The organism is Paenibacillus sp. 1-8, assembly GCF_056316205.1.
The window spans coordinates 2684128-2709905 of the sequence record NZ_CM149995.1; the positions used below are offsets into that span (position 1 = coordinate 2684128).

Here is a 25778-nt window from a genome sequence, read left to right on the forward strand (position 1 = left end):
AGCCGCGCTGAGCGCGGATACTAAAAGATAATTTATGCCTGGTCCAACCTGGTCTAATTAGGTTTTCTCTCCCATCGGAACAATGTACAGTGTTCCATCCTCGCTATACTCCGCATAGGCGATCTCGTCGATATCACCATATCCTTGCTCCCGGATCTTTGCTTTAATCTGCTCCATATCGATTTTCTTGCCCCTCATGGATTCGTTCAGCAGCTTTCCTTTATCGATGACCGTAACGGAAAAGAAATCGGGCTGCACACCAATCCCCATATCCTGAGCGGTTGGCGGCTCGTATTCGGGTTTGCGCATGACTGATAGTGAGCCGTTCGTTTCCAACGTGGCGTACCTGACCTCACGAAGAGAAAAAATATTTTGCTGCCGAAGCATGGAAAGTAACTGTGTATACTCAATATCGTATTTTTCTAGCATTTCTTGATTAACCTTGCCTTTATCGATGAGCAGCACAGTCCGGCCCTCCGCCATATATCCAAATCTTACAAAATGGGTCGTTGCCTTCTCAAAAAAATAGGACAGCGCGCACCACAGTGCCAAAGCAAACAAAAGCTGCCCAATGCTCACCTTATCGTCGTATAGTGTATTCCCCACAATTTCGCTTAAAACCAATGACGTTAAAAAATCGAGCGGTGTTAACTGACTGAGGGTTTTCCGCCCTGTAATAAAAGCAATAATCCACAAACCAAAAAAGCTGATGATCAATTTGACACCAATCGTGACGAATACCTCCATACATACACCTCCCGGCAAGAAGTTATTTCTCCTTACGGGTTATTACACCTGTCCATTTCTATATAAACAGTGGTTCATTTCACCTTCTATACTCTTGTGTTCAGAATATCTGCTCTAATGCGCGCACCCTACCGTACTGGCGCACATCTTCCGGCGTTACCGCGAACAGCATATTAAGTAGCTCGATCTGAAAGCTTCCTGGTCCTTCCCCACCTTTTCGTTCTGCTGCCATTTCAGCAGCAACGCCATATACGGCAAGTGCTGCCATGCCAGCAGTAAGTCTGTCGTTTTCGACAGCAGCGAAAGCGCCAAGCACCGAAGTTAATAGGCAACCAGCTCCCGTAACTTTGGTAAGCATGCTATGGCCGTTCTCAATGATCCACCCTATACGGCCGTCGGTAATGACGTCTTCTTTGCCGGTGATTGCAACAATTGTATTCAGTTGATGGGCTGCTTTGACTGCAAGTTGTGAAATATTCAAATTGCCTGTTTCTCCAGCATCGACACCTTTAATCTGTATGTCTTCACCAATGATTTGTGCAACTTCAGCAGCGTTACCGCGAACAATATCCACCTTGACCCGATCCAGAATCCGGAGAGCGGAGGCTGTGCGAAATGGGGTCGCTCCCGCACCCACGGGATCTAACAGCACAGGTACCCCATGTTCATTAGCCGATAAACCAGCCACTATCATGGACTCTACAAGTTCTTCATTTAACGTACCAATGTTAAGTACAAGCGCCCCCGCAATTCGGGCCATATCTGCGACTTCCTCTTTGGCGTATGCCATAACTGGTGAAGCGCCGAGCGCGAGCAGTCCGTTTGCCGTAAAATTGGTGACGACCACATTGGTTATATTGTGAACGAGCGGATTCATATCCCGCATATTTTGTAGCAATAAAGCCATTTGATCTAACATAAAAAACCAACCCTCTTTCTTCAGGAACCTGTGAAAGACTGTTGGCCTATACATATGTATACACTTATATCCCTACGCTGGCATTATCCAACAGGTTCACACGGTCTACGACGGCTTAGTCGTACTCTCAGCTTGCTTCCACAGGCTCCCGATATATTTTTTTCTAATGTTACGGGTTCGTCATACAAAAATCAACAGATATTTTGATCATGTAAAAACGTTTGGAGGTTTGCTTTTGGACCCATCTATCCATCTATTGCTTCTTCCCCGTCTGCTGTTGTAGCCGCTGATGGCTCGGGTGACTATCTTTCTCTAATTGAAGCTTTAGCATCCAATGAAACAAATATTTTAATAAAAAACGGTATTTACAATGTTTCTTCTACTATATTGATCCAAAACCACACTCCAAAAATACAGGGTGAATCCATTGAACAAACGATACTTCGCAAGCCGATCCTTCTAAAGATTTAATCAAAATAAACGCCGATGATGTTTCGATTACCCGCTTAACCCTGAATACGTTAACTCACTCTGCTCAAGCAGCTCTTATCGAGTTTTAGGGACTTATGTTCAGCATCCCTTATGGATTGAGGGCAATAATTTTGGGAAATAATATTGCCCTACCTATTCTGGAGATTCAGGTCAGACTACAGCTCCTTATAAGATGACCTCCTTAACGACTTTTTACGAGAAGCTGGATCGCTTCTTTAACAAGTTTATCTGTAGCACCACCAGCCTCTTGTTCTTCCAATATACAACGTTGCAGATTCTCTGCCACGATCTGGGCAATCGCTTTATCGGATGCGTTGCGTACGGCAGATAACTGGCTTACTACGTCCTTACAGGATTGTCCTTCATCCATTAAACGAAGCACCCCACGCACCTGACCCTCAATTCTTCTCAGGCGTGTTTTCAGTTCATCACTATAATTGTAATCCATCAGGTTTACACTCCTTTTTGATTTAATCATATACATGTATAGGTATATTATAAACAAAAAAAATAATAAGGACATCCTAAATGAATAGATTTACCTTACCCTGCGAAGCATCCCCCAGGTAGGCAACTACTCCGGCATATTCCAAACCGTCCATCAGCTCTTCCTGCTGCAGTCCTAGCAGGTCCATGGTCATGGTGCAGGCCACCACACCAGCTTGATCCCCTGCTCTTGCGCCAGCTCGATAAGCTGCGGAAGTGAAAGCACATTATGCTTTTTCATAACATGCTTGATCATCTGCGGGCCGAGTCCAGTAACGTTATTTTCCCGTTTGCGAACAGTGTTGTCTGTAATTCTTCATGGCTTATAGCCCATGGAAAGCTTTGTTCTTCCTTCACTTCATCGGGATTAGATTTACGTAAATAATGCTGCATCACATCTCCTGATTGAAGAGTACCTAAATATTGATGTCCGTATTTTGAGCCCAGCTCTGTAAATCGGCTAATGAACCATTGTCCGTGGCTTGAATTTCGAACGAAGCATGCTCTCCTTGTCAACCTATTTGGTTGTTTGTGTTCACAGGCGTACAAACGAGTATACCTGATATAGTCAAAGTGAAAAAAGAAAAAACCGCATAGATCGCGGCTTTCATAGCTTGAAAGTATATTTTCTGATAAAGCCCCATTATAGATTTTTTTATTGACGTTTTTTTAATGAGAGTATTGTATCCGTTATGCCTTTTTCAAAAGGGGTCTTGGGTATAGGGCCTACAACACGCTCGTATTTGCTACCATCCAGCACAACAGGTGTTTGGGTCAGATATAGCATCTCTACGATTTCACGAATCACAGGATCAAATAATCCGATCAGACGAAGTGCAGTTTTTCGCAGTGGAAAGACAGGTTTAGTTTTACCACTTGCTTTTTGTGCAATATGCACAAGCTTTTTGCCGGAAATCACACCCGCCCCCGGTATGTTCCAATTTTGACCGTAAGCTTCTTCCCGGCTAGCTAATTCCACGATCATCACTGCCACATCAGGTAGATATACATATTCGCGGGGGACATTCAATCCTCCTATGAAAATAGCCTGTTTTCCAGCAGCCACAGCCTCCATAGTTAATCCTAAATAAGAGGATTTGTTGGCGGTAGGTCCGTAATAATCAGGCAATCTTGCAATCATAGGCCGTGCATGATCCCAGCGGGAACTGAATATAAGCTTTTCAAATTCCAGCTTGACTTTTCCCTTACGGGTATGAGGGTTTTTGGGATGTTCCTCATTCACCAATGGGGTCAATGCCTTTCCGTACGGATAAATTCCGTCTATGATGACTATTTTCTTACCTAAACGGTTGGCTGCCTCCATGACGGATTCCCCCAAAGGAAGCTGGCGTGTCTCCATTTCGTGGTATGGAACAGCCACACATTGGAAAATGACATCTGCATCCTTAACCGCGTCACTAACCTGATTCGCATCGAATACATCGCCTTTATAAACAGACAGATGCTTTGGCTGACCCAATGACGCTTGTAATTGCTGGAGCTTATCGGAAGAACGGCCGAAGGCGATGGTTTCAATGCCTCTGTTGAGAAGTTCATGTAGAATTGCCGATCCAGTTCCTCCGGTTGCACCTAATACGATTGCTTTTTTCATTGTGAACACTCCTTAAATAGAATTATTTAGTGACTAATCAATAACAAAAATGCGATAAAACAATAGTTAGTGATTGATCAATTACTAACTATTAAAATAAACGAGACTAATCGTTTATTTTCATCAGCTCGGGCAGATCCAGCGACATTGAGATATTACACAGCATGCCTCTGGCCAGAAAAAGCATCGTTCTTTCCAATGCCTGATCAATACCTGCCTGGCGAAAAGCATCATATACCGTCGCATGAATTTTACGTAATTCCTGCTGCATCACGTTCATAACCACGTCCTCGTGAATCGTCTGCGCCTGCATTTGCAAAAGGATCTCATTGCGGTATTCCACCATAATTTGCGAATAAGCTGCAATAAGCTCCTGCTCTAGCCGTTCAGACGAGACCGAATGAATAACTCGGTGAAAAGAGTCTATGATGCGTGCAAATGAAACCTTCAACGCTTCAACAAGCAAAGCTTCCTTGGTAGCGAAAAAACGAAAAACATATGGCTGAGAAATGTTGGCTCGTTCAGCAACTTTGGCTGTTGTCGCACGATAGTAACCCATCTCCGCAAACACTTCAATGGCGGCGGAGATGATTTCCTTTTGACGATTTAATGATGTTGACGTAGCTTTGGTCATGAAATCTCCATCCTTTTGTTCAACACAGATTCAGATTAGTGATTGATCAATTACTAAATCCAATATATACGACACTGCACGAAAATGCAATAGTAATCACTCAGAAAAATAAGTCGCCTCCGGGATGGTTACGGAAGCGACTCTTTTATTTGTTTCAATGAGATACAAACCAAGTGTAACCGAACCAAATTTCCAGAATACCTCTACTTGTTTCCAACTTGTAAACAAGGACATTGAAGATCATCCAACATACACTATTTACGATAGTACGATCCTAACTGTTGTTGAGAAAAAGGATAGGGAGAATTGCTGTTTTTCAACCACATATTCCCTTTTATGATGAAGATATATACAGCAAAAGCAAAGTAGATTGTCCCCCAGATCCAGTCTGCTGCGGTGGGTGCATTGTACTTGACAATATCGTGAATGTACCAGATTCCGACCGGAACATGGAGGGAGACTGCCGTAAACAAGCCCGGATTATATAAGGTTTTTGCTTTTATATTCACAACAATGCCATGCCAGACTACCTGGAAGAAGCCCATAAAAACAGGCGCGAGTCCAAGCCATATCACGTGCGGAAATAATATCGGGAGTAAATAAAACACATAGGCAATCACCACATTAATAATCATGGCTGATTGGGTGTTTAAGGGGTACCGATCTGGGGTTTCACTTTTAAACATGACGTTGTTAAATAGACCGGCAAAATATCCAGGCCAGCGGTACTCCTCAAATTGATGAAAAAGTATGGTTACAAAGCTCAACCATAAAATTCCTGTTATATCCGAAAAAATGGCTCTGTTCATAAGTAAACCAATACATACGATCACACCGATGATAGCTCCTGCGTCCTGCCAGTATTTTCTCAAAAAATTCATAGTATTCACTCCAGTCATTTATTATTTCAGGATTTTTGCAAAATCCTCATTTATCAAAATATCTTTCAAACAACAGGTTTAATTGTTCCTCGATTGAAGGCATTTCCACAGCCGCTCCGGATTCAAGAATCGGGCTCATCAATGCGGGAAGAAAAATAGCCCCAAATATTTGCAGCATCATCGCTAACAATCGCTCTGGCCGTTGCTCACCTGTCAAGTCCTTGATCGTACTTTGCACTTTGGGGAATCCCATCATGTTTAAAAACCTTCCGTATTCCTGTTGGGATGTGAAGGGCGTGCTACCCATGACAATGACTCGTGAGAGAAGCTCCGGGTATTGCCGAATGACTTGTAAATAATCAAACAAAAATTGTTTCAGTCGATCTTGGGGCGGGATCGCTGTATTGTCCAAAATAGAAAAAGTGTGCTGAAAGCCACTTAATATTACTTCAATGGCTTCACTGAGCAGATTTTCCTTAGAGCCAAAATAATAATTAACTAGAGAAATATTGGTGGTCGACAGGTCGGCAATTTTCCTGATTGTAACCGCCTCAAAACCTTCCTTTTTAATGAATTCAAGCGCAGCGTGTAATATTTTTTCTTTGGTTTGCTGTTTTTTGTCTACGTGATTCATACTTCTCCTCCTCTTACCTGGTCCAATCAGAGCGGATTGAATAGACCAGAATCCTATAAGTTAAACATAATTTAAAACGATGTTTAAATTTATGTTTGAACTTAGTTTAGCACTTTATATTTCGCAATACAAGCGCAGTTTGATATTTAGCATATACAAAAACCCGCAAACGAATGAGATCGCTTGCGGGTTGCTATTAATTGAGATTGAGAAAAGGATTAAATCGCCCAATTTCCTTTGCGGAATACGGCCTCTGTACTTCCGTCCTGCAGCTCGCCGTCAATATCCAGCTCAGCAGAGCCAATCATAAAGTCAACATGGGTCAGGCTGACATTGGCACCGTTCTGGAGCAGCTCTTCCCGGTTCATTTGTGTTCCTTTTTCGAGGTTAAACGGATACGCACTGCCGAGCGCCAAGTGACAGGAGGCATTTTCATCAATCCCTGTATTGTAAAAGATGCGATTGAGATTGGAAATCGGCGAATCGTGCGGCACCAGCGCGACTTCACCCAAATAACTGGCTCCTTCATCCGTAGCCAGCAAATGAGTCAGATGTTGCTCGCCGGATTCCGCTGTATATTTGGTAACTTTGCCATCCTTAAAGGTAAATGTAATGCGATCGACCAGTTGTCCATTCAAATTTAACGGCATCGTGCTGGTGACATAACCATTTACACCTGTACGTTTAGGCATTGTGAAAACTTCTTCTGTCGGCATATTTGCCACAAAGTAGTCTCCACGCTCGTTTTCACCACCACCGCTGCGCCAAATATGTCCGTCGGCCAGTTCGATTTTCAAATCTGTTCCGGGTGCGCGGTAGTGCAGGCTTTTATATTTTTTATGATTCAGCTTGTTTTGCAGCTGTTCAAGGTTTTTCAGATGCTTCTGCCAATTCAGGACGGGATCGGAGCCATCTACACGATTCATCTGGAAAATAGTTTCCCACATGACACGAATTCGGTCCTCTTCCGCCACATCGGCAAAGACTTTATCGGCCCAAGCCTTCGTCGGTGCTTTGATCAGACACCAACTGATTTTATGATTTCGGGTGTAGTGGGAGAAGCCCTCTCTCGCCGTTACCGCCGCCTTCGTTGCACGCGATACCTTTTGCGGATCAATGCCTTGATACAGATCCGGGTTCGGCACCTTGATTGTTAGCGTGGCTCCACCCTCTTCGGCGAATTTCTCCATCATTTCTGCCTTCCAAGCAGGGTAGTAATCAAAGCTGGCTTCGTCACCATGTTCAAAACGACTACGTGTAATGGAATCATCCTCAAACTCTACCTGTACATATTTAGCGCCTGCTTCATAGGCTTTGCTGACAATCAGGCGTGTAAACTCAACAGTTTCCAGTGGTGCAGTTACCAACAACGCCTGTCCGGGCTGGATGTTGACACCTACTCTTACGACAAGTTCTGCATATTGCTCCAGCAATGCTTCAAATGAACTCATTTTTCCACGCTCCTGTTCCGAATTTTATGATATTTACAATCTACAATTACAGTACAGACTGCTTCTCCAATTCACGCAGCTCCACTCTTCGTATTTTACCCGAGCTGGTTTTGGGAAGCTCCTGAATAAACTCTATTTTTCTTGGATACTTGTAAGGTGCTGTCGATGCTTTCACATGATGTTGCAGTTCCTTCACCAACTCCGGTGATCCTTCTACTCCGGCTTTGAGTACAACGTAGGCTTTTACAATATGTCCCCGGATTTCGTCAGGACTGGCTACGGCAGCACACTCCTGTACAGAGTCATGCTTCATGAGCGCTTCCTCCACTTCGAAGGGACCGATGGTATAACCGGAGCTAATAATGATATCGTCACCGCGTCCTTCAAACCAGAAGTATCCATCCTCGTCCTTGCGCGCCCGGTCTCCTGTAACAAAATAGTCTCCATGGACACTGACTCCTTTGCGCTCTGGATCAAGGTAATACGTATGGAATAATGCCGGTAGATCAGCACGCACTGCAATATCGCCCACTTGGCCCGTAGCCAGCGGAACACCGTCCTCGTCTACGATCTCAACCAGTCCTGGCGCAATGGATTTTCCCATTGAACCTGTGCGCAAAGGCGCGTCCTTCAAATTACCGATAATCAAAGTGCTTTCCGTCTGGCCGTAACCGTCACGAATCGTAATGTTGAACTGCTCCTGAAACTTGTTAATGACCTCCTGATTAAGTGGCTCTCCCGCAGAAACTGCGCTGCGCAGTTGGGACAGATCATATTGATCCAACCCATCCGTCTTCGCCATAATCCGGTATTCCGTTGGGGTACAGCATAACACTTGAATCCGGTATTGCTGTAGGAACTGCAAATAGCGACCCGGACGAAAAGAACCATTATATACGAATCCGGTCGCTCCATTTCCCAATACGGATAGAAACGGACTCCAAATCCATTTTTGCCATCCTGGCGCAGCTGTAGCCCATACCGTATCCGAGGCCTGGATATCCAGCCAAGGGGATGTAATCCGAAGATGGGCAAATCCCCAGCCGTGGCTATGTACGACACCTTTAGGATTTCCCGTGGTACCGGAGGTATAGGCCAGAATTGCCATGTCATCCCGGTGCGTTTTCACAGCTTCAAAGGTATCTTCCTGTCCAACCATCAGCTCATTCAGCTCCAGCCAGCCGGGTTCAGCTACGGTGTCGTCGCTGGAAACCGAGATACGGTAATCCAGAGAAGGCAAATCCCCGTCTACTTTGTCCACTTCACCTGTTACTCCGGTCCAGGCAATCACCCCGCGCGCTTCCGAATGGCGAAGTCGATAGGCAATATCCTTGGCCCGAAGCATTTCGGAAGAAGGAATAACGGCAAGTCCCAGCTTTAAGCATGCTAGGTAAATCACATACGCAATAATGCGACGTGGTACTACGACCAGAACCCTGTCTCCTTTGTTAAATCCCAGTCCTGCGAGTCCTCCAGCCAGTCGATTAGCTTTTTTCAGCAGCTCCCCGTAAGTGATTTCCTCGTAGTCTCCTGTTTCGCTTAACCACTTGAGTGCTGTTTTGCTAGCGTCATGGTGTTCCATTTCCGAAGTCATATTGTAATATTCAGGCGCAAGCCATTGCTGTTGATCTGTCAAATTGTACATTCCCCTTTATACATAAGATGAGAGCCACGATCTAATCTTATTATAACACGTCTTAGTACCAGGTTCTAATACCAGACTCATTTTTTTGAAAAAAATAAAGTCCGTAGAAGCGAACGACAAAAAGAAAGAGCCAGGTTTCAGACTCTTTCTCTCTGCTGCCATAAAGCTTTTAAAACTGGAGTTCCACTTCCGAAGATGCAGCTTCCTGTCCGTTCACAAGCAGTGTAATACGGTGTGCGCCTGGATAATGGCGGCGGGTCGTCAGGTCTGCGAAACGGTGTGTTCGCGTACCTGTAAGAAGGGTTCCTCCGGGTACATTTTTGTCGGAAAGCAAAAATAATTTACGCGAGACTTGTCCTCTTGCCTTCACAAAGTCGATGCCGTATTCGATGCGTACTCGCACCGGGTCACCTTCCCGAAGTTGAAGCGTATAGCTTAGCTCACAGCTATCACCGAGCTTTAACACAGCCGGATCGGCAGTAAAAGACGCTTCCGTGACTAACGGGGACCCATTCGTTTCATCCGCATAGCCGAACATTGCCATCACTTCGGGGATGGATTTGCGAATCAGGGTCCGGCAGCCGTGGCGTACAATCCAGTCGGTGTCGGGATGCGTGCCTTTCCATCGTTGAGCTGTTGCAATGACTGCTTCGGGATGGTCCTTGGCGATGTCGTTCAGGTTGTTGGCTACACTTTTACGTACATACAGTGAGGGATCGGCTTTCAACTGTTCCAGCACGGCCAATACCGGAGCGGGATCGCGCTTAAATATGGGCAACGCTTGCCCCCACGGCAGTCGCGGACGACAGCCTTCGCTGGCCAGACGGCGGACATGCTCGCTTGGATGCCCCGCCCAGACCGTCATCTGGCGCATCATCCGTTCCGGTTCGCGCAGCAGGAAGGGTCTGACGGCAAACTCCGCAGATGACTTCTGTGTGAAACGCTCCAGCGCTTCCATGGAAAGCGTCCAATGCTCCTCCCCTTGTCCATACACCTCCACAAAGTCCGGGAAAAATAAGTACGGGAAACCACTGCAATGCTCGTCTATGGCAAAAAGGACAGCCAAAGCTTCTTCATAACGACTGGGCAAGAACGTCCCCAATGTTAGTGAAATCCGCCGCATCCGGGCTTTTAGCTCCAGCTCATTCCACGATTCGTCCATGACCTGATGGATAAATCCCTGGGTATCAAACGAGCTATACGCCGTTTGTACTCTTTCACCGAACAGGCGAAGAAAATCCTCCGTGTATATATTTTTTAAAGGTTCAGCCATCTTGTATCTCCTTTTGTATCCGAATATAAACGATAGATTCATACCTTCGTCTATGATAACCATAAACGGCGCTCCAACACCAGCACCAAAAAGACCTGCTTCGACGTGGCGAAGCCAGACATACTAAAAATGCCAGGCCCTGTGATGAGGACCTGACATTTTGCATGCGTGGCTTATGAATTGTGGGAAGGGGTTACTCTTCCAATCTCCTTTGAAGGAATCTCAAACTGGCGAATATCCTTGACCAGAAACATGATCAATCTAAACGGGGTTTCGCTGTCCTTGATCATCCATGCCCGGATATGTTGTTCCTGTTCATCCGGGTGGTGACTGGTAAAATCATGAAGCGGGACTTCCACTTTCATCACAGGAGCGATCACCTGAGTTTCCCCATCGCCGCTCATAAAGGTATGTAAGGCTTCATGACGGTTCACGATGGTCTGGACAGCCGGTTGAACGACTCCTGCTGAAGAGGACCATGAAACCGCAACAAGGCGGTTTCGTGTAAAGATAGAGAGTCATTTCGTTCCGAGACAGAGACAAACCAGAGCTGCTTTTGATCAGGAGTCAGCGCAATAACGGTTGCTGGAACACCCACTGCTTCAGCCTCTGGAGGTACGGTTACAGGTACAGGTTGCTTGCCCGGCCCTGGGCCGTTTCCATTGGGGGGCGGGTCCGGTAAAAATCCCCCTTTACGCAGCTCGTTCACGCTATCCTTGACCGCTTGTACGATTCGCGCAATATCTTCCTCGGTATGGGCCGTGGACAAGAAGCAGTTTCGTCCTTCCCAGATATAGATGCCTTTGTCCAGCATGTGATAAAAGAACAATTCCAGATCGCCTTTGAGCACGAAGCGGAACAGGGAGCCAAAGTTAACCACTTTCATAGGTACATGTTCGTCCGTGAAATAGCTGTTTAGCTCCGCTGCTAACGCCGAGGTACGGCTGTTCAGGCGATTTTGCAGCTGCTCGCCTTTGTTCTCCAAATGATCCAGCACCGCTAAGGATGCAGCCATTGCCAGCGGATGATGGCAGAAGGTTCCTGCGACAAAGGTTCGCTGCTGCTCATGCTTTGGATAGGAACCGTCCCCGAAGCTCCACGTGCCTCCGTCGATCCCGTTCATAAAGGCGGCTTTCCCGGCAACAATGCCGATGGGCAGCCCACCGCCAATGATTTTACCGTAGGTCACAAGGTCGGCTTGCACCCCAAACCACGCTTGGGCCCCTCCCGGCTGAATCCGGAAGCCTGTTATGACCTCATCAAAAACGAAGGCAGTACCCGACTGCTCCGTAATCTGGCGAATTTCCTGCAAAAAGGCTTGAGGCTGAAAATCTGGTCGGCGGCTTTGCACCGGCTCCACTACAACCGCGGCCAGCTCATGCGCATGGGTGCGGATATAATCCAGGGAATCGTCTGCTCCATAATGAAGCACGATGATATCGTCCACCATATGCTGCAAGATACCTGGAGCCAGAGGTGTCGAATGCTCCTTGTTGTCACCTGCGCTGCCCAGTGCCAGCACCCCGTCGAATGTACCGTGATACGAGCCGGCAAAAATGACAACTTTAGCCCGTCCCGTAGCAGCCCGTGCCAAACGGAGCGCGACCATGACCGCCTCCGTGCCGGAATTGTATAGCGCAATCCGTTCCACGCCCGTCATCCTGCAAATTTTCTCGGCGACTTGCCCGGCCATGTTGGACATCGGGCCGACACACATACCGTTCTTCAGCTCTTCCTCAATTTTTTCACGGATAAAGGCCGGGTTATGTCCAAACAGATTTACTCCAAAGCCCATCGTCAAATCGACATACTCATTGCCGTCCAGATCCCAAATTTTTGAACCGTCTGCACGTTGGGATACGATTTGGTACACCATCTCCTTCAAAACAGGCCGGAAACCAGCCACATTACGGTTATTGGCGTATACAGACCGATACTGCTGGGTGTATTGCTTCGTGCTACGCGTACGGGCTGTGTAGCGTTCAATCAGCTCTTGCAGGTGTTGTTCCTGACGGAGCGAAAGCAATTCGCGTGCTTTAACATCCAGCTTTTTATAAGGCGTATACGGCTTGGCTTCATTGCCTGTTTGCTTGGGAACAGCCTTTACGGATGGAGCCGGTGCTAATGCAGCCGCGACTTCCTGCTTGGATTCGGTACGAATGATCTGCGCGCTTTCTCTACTTGCCGAGGGCAAAACGCCCGTTTCCGGGCTAAACGGCTCGGAAGCTATTACGGATGCAGATGGCTGATGCCGGAGAACATCGAGCTGCTGTGACATCAGATGTAGCTGTTGCTCCAAAATTCGCTCTACACCCGCAGGAGCTGTAACGATTGGGAAGCTTTGAGCCCGTGTTTGCCCAGCCGTATCTATAGCATAAACGGATGCGGCAGCCGGAACGGCGGATTCATAAGACGGTTGGGTTAACAGGGAAGCTGCATGAGTTGCATGCTCAACCTGATTCAGAGTTGTTTCCGGACGATTTTCCACAGACTGAACCGGGGTTTCAGCAGAAGTGGAAATGCTCACCCGCTCGGCTACGTAGCTAGCTAACAGCTCCAGCGTGGTCAACGATTCGAAGAATTCGTTCATCGGAACGTCCAGTCCGAAGGTATCCTTGATACTGTGGCGAACCTGGGACAAATTAATGGAATCCAGCCCAAGCTCCAGAAAATGTGCTTGTGGCTCCAGTTCCTCCAGACTGAGCTGGGACACGTTACCGATCATTTTCGCTAACTTTTGAAGAATAGATGATTTGTGCTGATCGGTAACCGATGCCGACGCTAAATACTCGTTCCCCATAATTCCAGACTCCTTTACTGTTGAGTTTTCATGAACGGGTACCTTCTGTTCCGTTCGAACCTGTTCGGGCACGTTAATCCAGCATCTTTTACGTTCGAATGGATACGTAGGCAGAGAAACCTTTTTGTAGTGCTTACCTGCATATAGTGCATTCCAATCGATCTGCGCTCCTTGCACGTACTTGGCAGCCAGTTGCTCCAGTGATTGCAACATGTCCAAGCTTCCAGTGACCGTCTCTGCGCCACCTGTTCTATCCGCTTTCCCGGTGTATATGCCTTCGACGGCTCTGCCTTGTTCGTGCAACTGAAGCACCTTCGCTTTCAGCGCATCCGCTCCTGCGGCAGTTACCGCAATCCGGTGATTCAGATGGCTTCTGCCTGTGTTAGCCGTATAGCATATATCCTGCATCACGAGCTCTTCCGCGCGTCCGAACCGTTCTGCGTACCGCTCGACCAACTCGCGCAAAGCGGATTCACTCCGCGCTGAAAGGGTCAGCAGCAGCGGTGATGATCCATTGTTGCTGACCGTAGAGGATTTATCCGATTCCGTCTTTGCTATGTATTCCTCTAGCACCACATGGCAGTTTGTCCCGCTGAATCCAAAGGAACTCAGCCCGCTTCTTCTCGGGAAGCCGTCCGTCTTCCATTCCCTCAGCTTCGTATTGGCATATACCGGAGATTCCTCGAAATGGATCTTCTGGTTTGGCGTGCGAAAATGAACAAGCGGTGCAATCTGCCGATGCTTCATGGACAGTACGGATTTGATCAAGCCCGCAATCCCGGCGGCTTCGTAGAGATGGCCGATATTCGTTTTGACCGTGCTGATCGCGACAAACTGTTTGCGCTGTGTATGCTTGCGGAAAGCCTTGGTAATGCCGTCAATCTCGACCGGATCGCCCAGCTTGGTCCCGGTGCCATGCGCTTCGATATAGCTCACCGTTTCGGGATCAATCCGTGCATCACGCCACGCCTGCGAAATCACTTCCGCTTGAGCCAGCGCATTCGGCGCGGAAATACCAATCGTACTGCCATCCTGATTGATGGCACTTCCCTTGATTACGGCCCAAATGTTGTCACCGTCTTGCTCCGCTTTACGCAGCGGCTTCAGGAAAACCGCTCCAACTCCTTCGCCCCAGCCCGTTCCGTCTGACTGATCGTCGAAGGCGCGTGCCCGATCATCAGAGGATTCCATGCCAATGCCTGCTTTCAGAGGCAGTAAAATCGTCTTTACTCCGCCTGCCAGTGCCATATCGCAGTCTCCGTTGAGGATGGACTTGCAAGCCAGATGCACCGCTACGAGTGAGGAAGAGCATGCTGTATCAATCGTTAACGCCGGACCTTTTAGATCGAGCAAATATGCAATCCGACTGGAAATAATGGACGATAAATTACCAATGGCAAAGTTCGGCAGCGCGCCCGGTTCCACCTCGGACAACAAACGCTCATATTCGAAGCTGGTTTTGGAGAAGCCAACATACACGCCAACCTTTTGGCCTGCCAGCTGCTTGCCACCATACCCCGCATCCTCAATCGTGCTCCAGACGGTTTGTAGAAATAGCCGTTGATTGGGGTCCATTAGCGAGGCTTCCCGCGGAGTTAGCTTAAAGAAGGAGTAATCGAACTTATCTACTTCGTCCAGATAACCACCTTCTGCGATTTGCATATTTCGACCTTCCGTATTCAGACGGGAAATGAAAGCTTCGGCGTCTTTTCTTCTTTCATCGCTGTACGGGCCGATATTGTCTGCCCCTGATGACACATTCGCCCAAAACTGCTCCAGTGTTTCCGCTTGAGGAAACTTGCCGGACATGCCGATGATGGCGATATCCCGGTCATTTGCTTCCTCCTTGGCTTCGGGCTGTGCTGTTGCAGCCACGTCGCTGCCTAGGCCCTGACTGGAGATATACGCTGCCAGCTTGGCGATGGTCGGATAGGAAAAGAAGTCCGTCACTTCAATATGAACCCCTAATTGATCCTCCAACTGGTCCACAATCTGAACGAGTTGCAAGGAAGTTACTCCGATATCAAAGTAGCTGTCGTCCGTACCAATCGACTTTACATTTAAAATATCCTGGCAGATTCCAATCAGCTTCTGTTCTATTTCTCCCTGAGGCGAGACTGCACGCTCAGCAGCTTGCAGGGTTTGAGTGGCCTCGGCCAGAGTTGTTAGTATTTCATCGAATTCGCCCTGCTCATAACTTTGGGCTAATTTAAAGCGCTGAACCTTCCCACTGGTTGTTTTAGGGATACGCCGGATCGGAACTACATCCTGAATATTCCAACCACCCCGATAATTCAGATGACTTTTCAGTTTTTGTACAAGTGGCACAAAATGCTCTATCTTTTTGGTGTGCATGACAAAGGCAACAATATGATCTTGCCTGGTTTGCGCATCATGTACACCGCACACAGCTACTTTTCCGAGATCTACGTTCTCCAGTTCCTCGGCAATCCTCTCGATGTCATGCGGATAAACGTTCTGTCCGTTCACGAAAATGATATCCTTGGCTCTACCCGTAATAACGAGGCGGCCATTCCGCATAAACCCTAAATCTCCGGTGATGAGCCAGCCATCCTCGGTTTTGACCTTCGCAGTAGCCTCTGGGTTGTTGTAATATCCAGCGGTCACATTTTTGCCACGGATTTGCGTGTGTCCAATCACACCATCTTCCAGCACCCGATTTTGTTCATCGCAAATGCGGACAGAGGTGCTGGCCATCGGATACCCCAAATCCAAAAAAGTAAGACACCGCTTGTCGGACTTGTCTACTTCTTCTATGGGCTCACCTACGTGTAACTGCTGCCGATTCAAATGAATCGGAATAAAGGTATCTTTGTCCAGAGGGGGAGTAGAAACACCCACACTGGCTTCTGCCAATCCGTAGACAGGAAACATCACATTTTTATTCAAGCCGTGAACGCTCATCGCATCCATAAATACATGGCAAAGCTCTACAGATACGGGCTCCGCTCCATTTAAAATCATACGCACACTTGATAAATCCCAGTTAGCTGCTGTTTCAGGTTTGTACTGATCGAGAAAAAATTTATATCCGAAATTGGGAGAGCATATTTGAGTCACCTTATGCTCCGATACTTTTTTTAGCCATAAGGACGGGCGCCGGATAAAAAGTGCCGTCGGCATAATCAGCTGCTTGGCATTAGCGATCACACAGGTTAAATGAAAGGCGATCAATCCCAAGTCATGCGTAAGCGGCATCCAGCCCAAATAAGCATCCTTGGAGCTCATACCCGTTTGATTTGCGATATCTCGAATATTGTAAACCAGATTTTCATGTGTCAGCATGACTCCTTTAGGATCACCTGTAGAGCCTGAGGAAAATTGGATAAAAGCCAAATCCTCCGGTTTGGATGCATGAACTACACCTTTACTCTGACTGGAATAATCGAATGCATGGCTTGAAAAAGTCGCTTTTTTAACAGGCTCAAAGGAATCCAGCAGTTCATACTGGTGCGAGTATTTTTCCAACTGCTTCAATACCTTGTCATCCGCAATCATATAAGGGCGGGATAGAGTATCCCAGATTTTAAACAGTTTCATTTTATGCTCATCATTATTCCCTATGCTTACAGGAACAGGGACGATTCCACCGAGTAGGCAACCCCAAAATACATTCACAAAGGTATGATTGTCGTCGATCTGCATGATCAGCTCATCCCCAGGTTGTATCCCTTTTTCCTGTAATTCATGAAGTACCTGTGATGCTTGCTCCAGAATTTTACTGTAGGATACGTATTCCTCTTGTTTATCACCGGAAATAAAGGTGATTCCGTTCTCATCCCGGCTCGCGCGCTCTTGAATGATTTCAATTAAAGTTTGAAATTGCTCCATCCTGATCCCTCCTCAATTGCTCTAGCATTACTTCCTGCTCTCCTTCGTCGATCTGTTTGGTTTGCAACACCAGGCGAATACACCCCAGTATTTCCTGTCTTAGCTCAGAAGCAGGAGGTGGACTGCTGCCTGATTCTGAGTTTCGCAGTAATTCTTCCAGTCTCTGAACAGGTAAAATAACACCCTTTCGATACTCATCTTCATTCCAATTGGCATTGGGGGTAGACACCGCCAGTGACAGGGAACGGGCTACCCAATCACGGATCGAGAAACGGCGCACCAGTTCAACGCGATCCAAGTCTCTGTCCAGGGACAGTACTTCGATGGTAGTGTTCATTTCCTTCGCCAAATTTTTCAGTACCGTTCGTGGACCTAACTCGATGCCTTGTTTCACGCCATGATTCGCCATATACTGCATGGTTTGAATCCACCGAACCGGGTGAGTCATTTGCAAAATCAACCCTTGACGAATGCTGTCTACATCAGGGTATGGCTGAGCGGTCACATTGGAGATCACGGGCCACTGCGCTTCATGGAAAGTGTATTTTTGCAGCTCTGCGGTCAGTCTGTCCGCAGCGTGCTGCATAAGCGGACTATGAAAAGGACCGCTAACCTGCAAGCGGGTAATTTGGGCTCCCCGCTGTTCTAACTCGTCAGCTACCACAGCTACCGACGTAAGATGACCAGAGACGACCCACTGGTTAGGTGAATTGTAACAGGCAATGACAGCAGGCTGATCGACTGTGGAGTGCAGACGACAGAATTCTTCCACGACGTTCAACTCAGCTCCGCGAATGGCAATCATGCTGCCCAGCCCTGCCTCAGCGGCTTCTTCCATGAAACGCCCCCGCTCTTGTACCAGTCGTAAAGCGTCGCCAAAGGAGAGAACACGACTACTTACCAGAGCTGAATATTCACCCAGGCTATGACCTGCTGAAAATTCAGGGATAATCCCGATTTCGTGCATATAACGCCGGAATGCAATGACGCTGATCGTAAGAAGTGCAGGCTGAGTATAGAATGTCCTGGATAATTGGGTGATCGGACCTTCCATGCATAAAGCTTTCAGATCATATCCCAAAATATCAGCAGCCTCTTCGAACAAGCGATCCGCCTCTGTAAAGCCGCTCTGCCATGCCGCTCCCATTCCTACATACTGAGACCCTTGTCCCGGAAAAACTAAAGCCATGCGATTCATACGAAACCCCTTTCCTCCCCACAAAGATGTGGCAAAACAAAAATGTTTTTACGATTCAGGTGTTAATGTACATATGTATGGAAATATCGAGATATGGAGATAGATACAGCAAAAAGAAACAAAACGAATTGCCAAAAAACAGTAATCGACATGTAAAAGTGATTGGTTATGGAGTTTCCATTCGTGGTGTGATTGAGATCAAAAATCAGGTGTGTGAGTAGACTTGGAAGTGTAAAAAACCTTGGAGTATACTGGCATTTCAGGCTTGGGACCTAAAATTCAGCATCATAGATGAGTGTGATGAGAAACTGCTGAGGTCATACAGGATGTTTTTCCATAAGTAAGCATTAAATGAGATATATTTTATTTATATAATAAGTATGGACTTGAAAAGTGTCAATATCTTTTTAAATTCCTTTAATAAGAAAAAATTGCTATTTATTAATGTTTTTATTTTATTATAAATAGAAAGGTAAATTAAAGTAGTATGAAGATATAATGTATAAGTATATTATACACACAAACAATACCCTCTTTATCTAAAAATTAGGCATAGTTTGTATTTTTTTAGTGAATTTTTGTAAAAATTTCTGTGTAGTAAGTGTAAGAAACGGGTTTTGTGTTATATCTGGTGCTTGACAAACCAATTTGTAATGCGTTGCAGTCGTTCCACACGAAGCTGCGGATGCCCTTTTCGTGAAAGTTCGTGGCTGAGCCTGGAAAACGGACAAATTGCGTGGATTTACCCAATCGCCGTAGTGCTGTACATAGCTGCTCTCCCAGCTCAATGGGACAACGAAGATCCTGCTCCCCGTGCAAAATAAGCAGTGGTGTATTTATTTGCTTAACATATGCCAGCGGGGATTGTCTCCACAAGACCTCGAAATCGTCCCAAGGATTGCCGGAAACCTCGTCTTCTGTAAATGAGTAGCCAATGTCACTCACTCCATACATCGATAGCCAGTTGGATATGGAGCGCTGGGTCACGGCTGCACGGAAACGGTCAGTGTGACCGTAATCCAGTTGGTCATAAAGCCCCCTTAGCTCCCCCTGTAACACCTGGCCGTACCCTCGGCTTCGTCCTATCCCGGGTATCAGGTCTAATTGCGGTTAGCAGTCTCTGCTCCGTTTTTTTCACGAATATACGTTTCAAATAATTGGGGATTCACAACTTTACGCAGTAAGTGCATCGTTCCGTCTCCTGTACCATGATCAAACTCATGGATACGCTCATACCCCCAACGCTCATACATAGACAGCAGATAGGGATGCTTTTCGGCTGTTGCCAGCGTAACGGCAGGAGCTCCCACCTGATCACGGATAATATTCTGTTCTACCCAGTTTAGCAGCTTGCGTCCGTAGCTCTTGCCCTGAGCAACCGGGTCAACGGCAAACCACATGACAAATGGTAGATCCGTTATAAAATTAAGAGCTCTATTTTTGAGATGGCTTACTGTAGCCTGAATTACGCCATCGACTTCCAGCACGTAGCAGTCATTATTTTTAATATTCTCCTGAATGAGAGGAATGTCTGCCTGAGCGGCAGGCCATTTAAGCTCCAACTGCCGAATTGTTTCGTACGCCTCATAAGTTACGTACTGCAATCTCTCTGCATCTTCCTGTTGTGCCAGACGATAGATTTCGCTCATACTAACCCGCCTCCCTATAGTGCTATTATAATGCGCGTGAATCACTAAATAATTAACCCTATCAATTTAATCAGATATAAAAGTTAACATAACTGTAGCACGCTCACCATCCAGCGACAAATTAATTTTTTCTATAAGTATATTTAAAATAACAATAACCCTCGAAAAGTGAAAATCCAGGGATCAAAGTCAACGCAAAAAAGCCCGAAAACCGGGCTCCTTTACTTTCTAGACTAATAAAATGCTGCCCATATCCATGGCATTCAAACGCAACATGTATGCTTTGTTATTCGGCAGGAGCTGTAAAGCTGCGTTTGGCAAACTCACTGTCCAGCATGTAAAAAGCGTTGCTGTCTCTTTCAATCCGTTTGAGCTTCTGGATCACACTGTCGAACAGAGCTTCCTCTTCGACTTGCTCATCAATAAACCATTTCAGGAAATGGATCGTTGCATGCTCGCGTCCGTCCAGAGCCAAGTCAGCCAAACGATAAAATTTCTGCGTATTTTGCTGCTCATGCTTATAGCCGTGCTCAAACACATCCAGCATGGAATCATAGCTGTTTTTAGGCTCAGGTAATGCTGCCAGTGTGGCGCGTCCTCTGCGATCATTAATATATTTGTATAGCTTCATGGCATGAAACCGTTCCTCTTCAGCTTGTACCAGAAAAAAGTTTGCGAACCCATCCAGACTTTCGCTGGAGCAATAAGCAGCCATTGCCAGATATACGTGAGCGGAGTAAAATTCAAAATTCATTTGCTCATTTAGAGCCTGTGCCAAATTGTCGTTCATGTCTCAGGTCACCTCAGTCATGTATGTATTGATGTAGCACTCTTAGTGTACCACGAAACCAATCACAAAAACGAGCACAAAAAACGAGCGCAATATGAGTTTTAACACCCTCGCATTGCGCCCGCCTCACACTAAGTTTATTTTACAATCAAGGCTCCAGCCCCCATACACGTTGGTCGTTCACATACAGAGGCGTTTTGTCCCAATCTGTATAAGACGTTTTGGTCGCATCATAGGAAAAATCATCACTTTCGTTATAATTGCTCCAGTCCGTTTTGTTCAAGCGAACCTGAATATCCCCTGTGTTGGCTCCTGCTGCCAGACTTCCCGCACTAGCTCCAAAGGAGATTTCCAGATAGTAATCTGCCCCCGTCACGGCCTTATCCAGCTTCACAATACGTCCCTGAACGTTGCCGCTACCGAGCTGTGCATGGTCACAATGAAATTCCTGCGGCTTGTCGCCATCCACTGTATAATAATACCGCAGCTTGACATTCTTCAGATCAACAGCCTCTTTCCCCTTGTTTACAACACGGAAAAGCGGGCGGATCTGATTATCTCCCGGGTTCGTGTCGCCCACGCGGTATTGGGCAATCACATCTCCTGTAGCCGAAACGGGTGCTGCTGTCGGCTTGGCGCTGACCTCGGCAGAATCCGGGCTGGTTCCCAGGGAATTGGTCGCACTTGCTACATAATAATAGGTGGTTTCATTCACCACTCCTGTATCCTTGTAAGTGCTGTCTGTTACTGTGGCTACCGTGGCATAAGGTCCTCCACTGGTTGTAGAGCGCTTGACGGTATAACTGTCTGCTCCCGTCGCTTTGCTCCAGGTCAGTGTTACCTGAGCATCCCCGGCGTTTGCCTTCACATTGGCTGGAGCTTTGGGAGCCGTCGGTTCGGTTGTTCCACCACCGTTGATGAGGCGATCATATTCAGCATAAGCTGTCGCCATATCGACTTGGGACCAGAAACGGTGATACGTAAATTCCGGAGCGCCTTTGTCCCATTTTTTCGTCTGATTATTCCATGAGGTCGTGTATTTGTCCTTGAGATAAGACCATTGCGGATCTTTAGTGATGTTAGGCCGAATATCGGTATAGCTGGAATACGTACCATTACCACCCTTGGACGGATCAGATGCGGTAGCATCTGCGCCAGGAATGGTGTTACCTTGTCCTGTTTTACCACTCCAGCCGTTCGGGATATACACTTCTTTCGTAAAATAACGATAATAATCCTCGCGGTCTTCCTTCGTTGTAATGCCTACGCCGTCATTGTAGCCCCAAGCAGCATCCAGCAAAGCTTTGGACAGATCCTTGGCCTCCTTGCCCAGTGCGGTGTAATCACCTTTTTCGGCTTTCGTTCCAGCAGCAAAAAAAGTAAGCGCTTTAACATAACTGCCCAGCACTCCCGTATCCTGCCCCGGAGTCTTCGTTACCACATGCAGATTGGTATTCCCTTTGTAATTGGCAAATCCGCTCCACGTTTCCGGTTTTCCACTCCATTCCAGTTTGCCCGGTACCCAGAACTCACCTTTAGCTGTAGTTGTGGCCACTTTCGGATTTTTTCCACCCAGAATACGTTTGCCTTGTGCGTCCAAATAATAGCCCTGTGCATCCGTCACAGGACGTTCGTTCGCAAATACATAGCTCTTGGACCATGCAATCCAGTTTTCCGTCACTTGTTTAGCCATCTTAAACTGCTCGGAAGAAGTATCCCCCTTCTTGGCTAAAATATAGTACAGCTCAGCAATCCGTTCGACTGGCCATGCCTGCATCCCGAACCAGTTGTTGGACGGTGGATCGTTATATACCGGAGCCCCCGTGTAAGCCAAGCCATAAAAGGTACTCGTGCCTGCCGGATACGCCTTATAGGCACCATCCCAGCTATTCGTTGCTCCCCCTGCAATCGCTCCCTCATCGGATTGCAGCCAATTGTAAAATTCCAGTTGGCGCTTCAGCGAGGTCGCCCAGTCCTGTCCTGCTGTTGGCGAAGCCGGAATCAATCCGCCATCTTTATCGGACAAGGCGTAGGCTGCGACTACATTTTGGTAGCCTTGATGCGCATGACTGGCGCCAATCCGCCAAGCCCAGTTGCCGCTTTGACCCAGTCCGCCACCCCATGACGTATACCATGCCATTAGATAATGGCTTGCATCCTTGCCGGTACCAGCTACCGGGGTTCCATTGGAAGCGCTTCCGGTTTTCTGGAAGTATTTATCGTACATGCCGTACCGCAAGAAGTCCCCCATCTTTTTTGCTTTATCCAAATAAACGGAGTTGTCATACCCCAGCTCTTTAGCCCAATACATGGCTTGAACCGCCCGTGCGTCCGCATCGGTGGCATTCGTGTAGCGCCATTGCTGTGCAGGAGCATTATTCTCCTTGGTGAACAGGCTCATAAAGCCTTCATTTGCTTTACCAAATTTTTGATTATCCTGCGATGGATGCGGGACGGCTTCCCAAACCGATTCCTGCTCCCCGCGTTGGAAGGTGTTCACATAGGTCGCTGTATGAGACGGATTCAGCAGATTGCCAAAACCGTACCAATTATCCACGTCCAGCAGCCAATGCATCAGATAGGTCTGATTGTTGCCATAGGTTGCCTTCAACTCTGCATCCAGCGGGTCCTTGCCACCACTATACTGACCACTCAGACGGCTTGGATATTGATCTGGCTGCGGATATTCTGCTGCATAGGTGGCGGGGCTGTTCGGGTTGTAGTTACTCATGGTAGGCTGCTCTTCCTTGCCGTCACCCTCATTAACAGGAATGATGTATTTCTCCATGTTATCCCATGCCGATTCCAAATGTCCCCAATCCCCGGTATAATGGCCATACAGCACTTCCAGCCACATCCAGTAGCTATACGCTTCCGAGGTCGTTAAGTGTCCGTAGTCCGGGGCCTCGCTCATCAGGGTTTCAACCGAATGGTAAGGTATACCTTCCTTGGAAAAATATCCACTGGCCGGGTCCTTCAGTTGTTTATACATTTGTAGGAAGCGTGTCGATTCCGGTGTTGCAGCCGATGCACGATCAGGTTCAGCCTGAAATATGCCCAAAGTTAGCGGAAGCACCAAAATGGCTGACATGACCATAGACACAGATTTCCTGAACACGGATTTTTTGCTGATCACTTTTGCATCCATCCTCTCTAATATTAATTTTGGCTTTACACAAGCTTTTGTTCCGAAAAACGACAGCACAAAAAGACAGCACCATCACCTCACTTTCCCGTCAAAAAGGTGGAGGACACGCTGTCCATTAGCTCCAAACGCTTCACATTGGCCCTGGAAAAAATATACCATACCCACCGCCAAATAAGAGTCGAAAAAATCAATATGTTTAGGGTTTAGTAATAAAAATTGACGAAATCACGGGAAATCGGTACGATTTTACAGGGAGGCGTTATAATATGAAAATTTTACTGGTGCTTGGTTGTATAATAATGTTTTTAGCCGTAGCTCTGGGAGCTTTCGGAGCACATGCTTTGAAAAAAAGACTCTCCGCAGATATGATGAGCATATTCCAGACAGGTATCCAATATCATATTGCTCACGGCTTGGGCTTGGTTCTGCTCGGAGCCGTTGCAGGAAATCTGGTCCATTCGTCTCTGATTGTTACCGCAGGCTGGGTAATGCTAGCAGGCATTCTCCTGTTCTCCGGCAGTTTGTATGCCCTTAGCTTGTCCGGTGTGAAGAAGCTCGGAGCGATTACCCCGATTGGCGGGGTGGCTTTTTTAGCAAGCTGGGTACTTGTGATTGTGGCGGTAGTGCAGGGTTAAACAAAGCTAAAGAAAAGAGACTTGGAAAAGTGCTTCCAAATCTCCTGAGCAATTCCCGAATAGGAAAGAAAAATATTACTATGTGTGTACTTCTTGCCCCTTCTGAGCCGCTAAGCGATGGCCCTCGATGTAACGTTTGGATTCAGCCATCTGGTGCTCCTGCGCGGCTTCCATAATGATGTGAACCCCAGGCTTGTACTGTTCCAGTAGCTCCATGTATAGACCATAGTTCATGTCACCAAAGCCCGGCGGTACGGTCTCGATCTCACCTGTCGATGACAAACGCCGGTCTTTGGCATGCGCCGCGATAATCCGGGGTCCCAGCAGTTGAAACGCTTCGCGGATGACTTCATCCTGTCTTGCCAGATTTTCCGTTTTCAGCAGATTGCCCGGATCTATCACTACGCCGATCTGGGATGACGGTACTTCCTCCAGCAAGGTAGCCAGTTCTACCGCCGTTCCGACCAAATGATCGTTAGCGGCCTCCAATCCGACGAACACGCCCCATTTTCCCGCCTCGTCCGCTAATTCGCGCACAACTTCTTTTACAACCTTCCAGTCTCGTTCCGTATATGGGCTTCCATCCTCATTACGTCCGACTTCGGCAGCCACCATCGGTGCCCCTAACAGGCTTGCGTATCGGATCAGCTCTTTAAAGCGCTCTACATTTTCACGTAAAAGTTCCTCATCCTTTTCAAAAAAATGCAAATAGCAGCCAAGCACCGATATGGATACTCCATGCTGACGGAATGCCTCCGCGATAGACAGTGCCAATCCCGGACTGAACTTTCCCGGTTTTTTAAAGTCTACATCACTGATCGCTCTCCACGGAGCCAATTGAACATGAGTAAAGCCCGCTGCGCCTACCTTTGCAGCCAACTCGCGATAAGGCAACTTGCCAAATAAATGTGCCAATACGCCTACAGTCACTT

Annotated in this window: 18 protein-coding genes, 3 pseudogenes and 1 riboswitch; of the genes and pseudogenes, 1 reads left to right on the forward strand and 20 read right to left on the reverse strand. The window is 47.2% G+C overall.

All coding sequences use genetic code 11. The features are described 5' to 3' along the window. Positions 1–57 precede the first annotated feature (57 nt). The 19 genes and pseudogenes from AC0WRU_RS12160 to AC0WRU_RS12250 form a co-directional block, all read right to left on the reverse strand. Positions 58–747 carry a YetF domain-containing protein gene (locus AC0WRU_RS12160; protein WP_476128494.1) on the reverse strand — a complete coding sequence of 230 codons (690 nt, stop codon included), beginning with the start codon at positions 745–747 and terminating at the stop codon, positions 58–60. Between the two features lie 100 nt (positions 748–847). Further along, the gene (gene thiM / locus AC0WRU_RS12165; RefSeq protein WP_476128495.1) at positions 848–1666 is read right to left on the reverse strand and encodes a hydroxyethylthiazole kinase; all 819 of its coding nucleotides are present in this window, start codon (positions 1664–1666) and stop codon (positions 848–850) included. A 52-nt stretch (positions 1667–1718) separates the two neighbouring features. Next, a riboswitch (TPP riboswitch) is annotated at positions 1719–1828 on the reverse strand. Between the two features lie 511 nt (positions 1829–2339). After that, positions 2340–2606, reverse strand: coding sequence for a metal-sensitive transcriptional regulator (locus AC0WRU_RS12170; protein ID WP_025682107.1), 267 nt, complete (start codon positions 2604–2606; stop codon positions 2340–2342). 76 nt (positions 2607–2682) lie between these two features. Next, positions 2683–2924 (reverse strand): annotated as a pseudogene (locus tag AC0WRU_RS12175) (DsrE/DsrF/DrsH-like family protein); the annotation flags it as partial. Beyond that, positions 2912–3135: pseudogene (locus AC0WRU_RS12180) on the reverse strand (sulfurtransferase TusA family protein); the annotation flags it as partial. The pseudogenes AC0WRU_RS12175 and AC0WRU_RS12180, both read right to left, overlap by 13 nt. Positions 3136–3299: 164 nt before the next feature. After that, positions 3300–4256 (reverse strand): SDR family NAD(P)-dependent oxidoreductase, encoded by a 957-nt coding sequence (locus AC0WRU_RS12185; protein ID WP_476128496.1) that lies wholly within the window; start codon positions 4254–4256, stop codon positions 3300–3302. Positions 4257–4362: 106 nt separating this feature from the next. After that, the gene (locus AC0WRU_RS12190; protein ID WP_476128497.1) at positions 4363–4890 is read right to left on the reverse strand and encodes a TetR/AcrR family transcriptional regulator; all 528 of its coding nucleotides are present in this window, start codon (positions 4888–4890) and stop codon (positions 4363–4365) included. Positions 4891–5144: 254 nt separating this feature from the next. Continuing rightward, a complete protein-coding gene (locus AC0WRU_RS12195; RefSeq protein ID WP_149096365.1) occupies positions 5145–5771 on the reverse strand; it encodes an HXXEE domain-containing protein in 627 nt (208 codons plus the stop codon). A 46-nt stretch (positions 5772–5817) separates the two neighbouring features. Beyond that, positions 5818–6405 (reverse strand): TetR/AcrR family transcriptional regulator, encoded by a 588-nt coding sequence (locus tag AC0WRU_RS12200; RefSeq protein ID WP_025682103.1) that lies wholly within the window; start codon positions 6403–6405, stop codon positions 5818–5820. A 218-nt stretch (positions 6406–6623) separates the two neighbouring features. After that, on the reverse strand, positions 6624–7856 hold the full coding sequence (locus AC0WRU_RS12205) for an aminopeptidase (RefSeq protein WP_476128498.1): 1233 nt from the start codon (positions 7854–7856) through the stop codon (positions 6624–6626). A gap of 46 nt (positions 7857–7902) precedes the next feature. After that, positions 7903–9492 (reverse strand): acetate--CoA ligase, encoded by a 1590-nt coding sequence (locus AC0WRU_RS12210; protein ID WP_476128499.1) that lies wholly within the window; start codon positions 9490–9492, stop codon positions 7903–7905. Between the two features lie 178 nt (positions 9493–9670). Continuing rightward, positions 9671–10774: a DNA alkylation repair protein gene (locus AC0WRU_RS12215; protein WP_476128500.1), complete on the reverse strand. Its 1104-nt coding sequence runs from the start codon at positions 10772–10774 to the stop codon at positions 9671–9673. A gap of 173 nt (positions 10775–10947) precedes the next feature. Then, positions 10948–11142, reverse strand: a complete 195-nt coding sequence (locus tag AC0WRU_RS12220) for a hypothetical protein (protein WP_476128501.1) — start codon at positions 11140–11142, stop codon at positions 10948–10950. A gap of 62 nt (positions 11143–11204) precedes the next feature. Then, positions 11205–17426 (reverse strand): aminotransferase class III-fold pyridoxal phosphate-dependent enzyme, encoded by a 6222-nt coding sequence (locus AC0WRU_RS12225; protein WP_476128503.1) that lies wholly within the window; start codon positions 17424–17426, stop codon positions 11205–11207. After that, positions 17401–18624 (reverse strand): ACP S-malonyltransferase, encoded by a 1224-nt coding sequence (fabD, locus tag AC0WRU_RS12230; RefSeq protein WP_476128504.1) that lies wholly within the window; start codon positions 18622–18624, stop codon positions 17401–17403. Before fabD ends, AC0WRU_RS12225 begins: the two co-directional genes overlap by 26 nt. Positions 18625–19246: 622 nt before the next feature. Next, positions 19247–19684 (reverse strand): annotated as a pseudogene (locus tag AC0WRU_RS12235) (alpha/beta hydrolase family protein); the annotation flags it as partial. A 40-nt stretch (positions 19685–19724) separates the two neighbouring features. Beyond that, complete coding sequence (locus AC0WRU_RS12240) at positions 19725–20273, reverse strand: GNAT family N-acetyltransferase (protein ID WP_476128506.1); 549 nt, start codon at positions 20271–20273, stop codon at positions 19725–19727. A gap of 286 nt (positions 20274–20559) precedes the next feature. Further along, positions 20560–21063 (reverse strand): ferritin, encoded by a 504-nt coding sequence (locus AC0WRU_RS12245; RefSeq protein ID WP_025682098.1) that lies wholly within the window; start codon positions 21061–21063, stop codon positions 20560–20562. Positions 21064–21211: 148 nt separating this feature from the next. Next, positions 21212–24160, reverse strand: a complete 2949-nt coding sequence (locus AC0WRU_RS12250; protein ID WP_476128630.1) for a glycoside hydrolase family 48 protein — start codon at positions 24158–24160, stop codon at positions 21212–21214. Positions 24161–24477: 317 nt separating this feature from the next. On the opposite strand from AC0WRU_RS12250, the gene AC0WRU_RS12255 reads away from it, so the two are divergent. Then, a complete protein-coding gene (locus AC0WRU_RS12255) occupies positions 24478–24846 on the forward strand; it encodes a DUF423 domain-containing protein (protein ID WP_476128507.1) in 369 nt (122 codons plus the stop codon). Between the two features lie 78 nt (positions 24847–24924). Here the strand turns inward: AC0WRU_RS12255 and AC0WRU_RS12260 are convergent, their stop codons facing one another. Beyond that, complete coding sequence (locus AC0WRU_RS12260; protein WP_476128508.1) at positions 24925–25776, reverse strand: sugar phosphate isomerase/epimerase family protein; 852 nt, start codon at positions 25774–25776, stop codon at positions 24925–24927. Positions 25777–25778: the final 2 nt, after the last annotated feature.

Excerpts from the sequence above, each read along its gene's own strand:
- AC0WRU_RS12160 (WP_476128494.1), bottom strand. The coding sequence starts at position 747 with ATGGAGGTATTCGTCACGATTGGTGTCAAATTGATCATCAGCTTTTTT.
- thiM (WP_476128495.1), bottom strand. The coding sequence starts at position 1,666 with ATGTTAGATCAAATGGCTTTATTGCTACAAAATATGCGGGATATGAAT.
- AC0WRU_RS12170 (WP_025682107.1), bottom strand. The coding sequence starts at position 2,606 with ATGGATTACAATTATAGTGATGAACTGAAAACACGCCTGAGAAGAATT.
- AC0WRU_RS12185 (WP_476128496.1), bottom strand. The coding sequence starts at position 4,256 with ATGAAAAAAGCAATCGTATTAGGTGCAACCGGAGGAACTGGATCGGCA.
- AC0WRU_RS12190 (WP_476128497.1), bottom strand. The coding sequence starts at position 4,890 with ATGACCAAAGCTACGTCAACATCATTAAATCGTCAAAAGGAAATCATC.
- AC0WRU_RS12195 (WP_149096365.1), bottom strand. The coding sequence starts at position 5,771 with ATGAATTTTTTGAGAAAATACTGGCAGGACGCAGGAGCTATCATCGGT.
- AC0WRU_RS12200 (WP_025682103.1), bottom strand. The coding sequence starts at position 6,405 with ATGAATCACGTAGACAAAAAACAGCAAACCAAAGAAAAAATATTACAC.
- AC0WRU_RS12205 (WP_476128498.1), bottom strand. The coding sequence starts at position 7,856 with ATGAGTTCATTTGAAGCATTGCTGGAGCAATATGCAGAACTTGTCGTA.
- AC0WRU_RS12215 (WP_476128500.1), bottom strand. The coding sequence starts at position 10,774 with ATGGCTGAACCTTTAAAAAATATATACACGGAGGATTTTCTTCGCCTG.
- AC0WRU_RS12225 (WP_476128503.1), bottom strand. The coding sequence starts at position 17,426 with ATGGAGCAATTTCAAACTTTAATTGAAATCATTCAAGAGCGCGCGAGC.
- fabD (WP_476128504.1), bottom strand. The coding sequence starts at position 18,624 with ATGAATCGCATGGCTTTAGTTTTTCCGGGACAAGGGTCTCAGTATGTA.
- AC0WRU_RS12240 (WP_476128506.1), bottom strand. The coding sequence starts at position 20,273 with ATGAGCGAAATCTATCGTCTGGCACAACAGGAAGATGCAGAGAGATTG.
- AC0WRU_RS12245 (WP_025682098.1), bottom strand. The coding sequence starts at position 21,063 with ATGAACGACAATTTGGCACAGGCTCTAAATGAGCAAATGAATTTTGAA.
- AC0WRU_RS12250 (WP_476128630.1), bottom strand. The coding sequence starts at position 24,160 with ATGGTCATGTCAGCCATTTTGGTGCTTCCGCTAACTTTGGGCATATTT.
- AC0WRU_RS12255 (WP_476128507.1), top strand. The coding sequence starts at position 24,478 with ATGAAAATTTTACTGGTGCTTGGTTGTATAATAATGTTTTTAGCCGTA.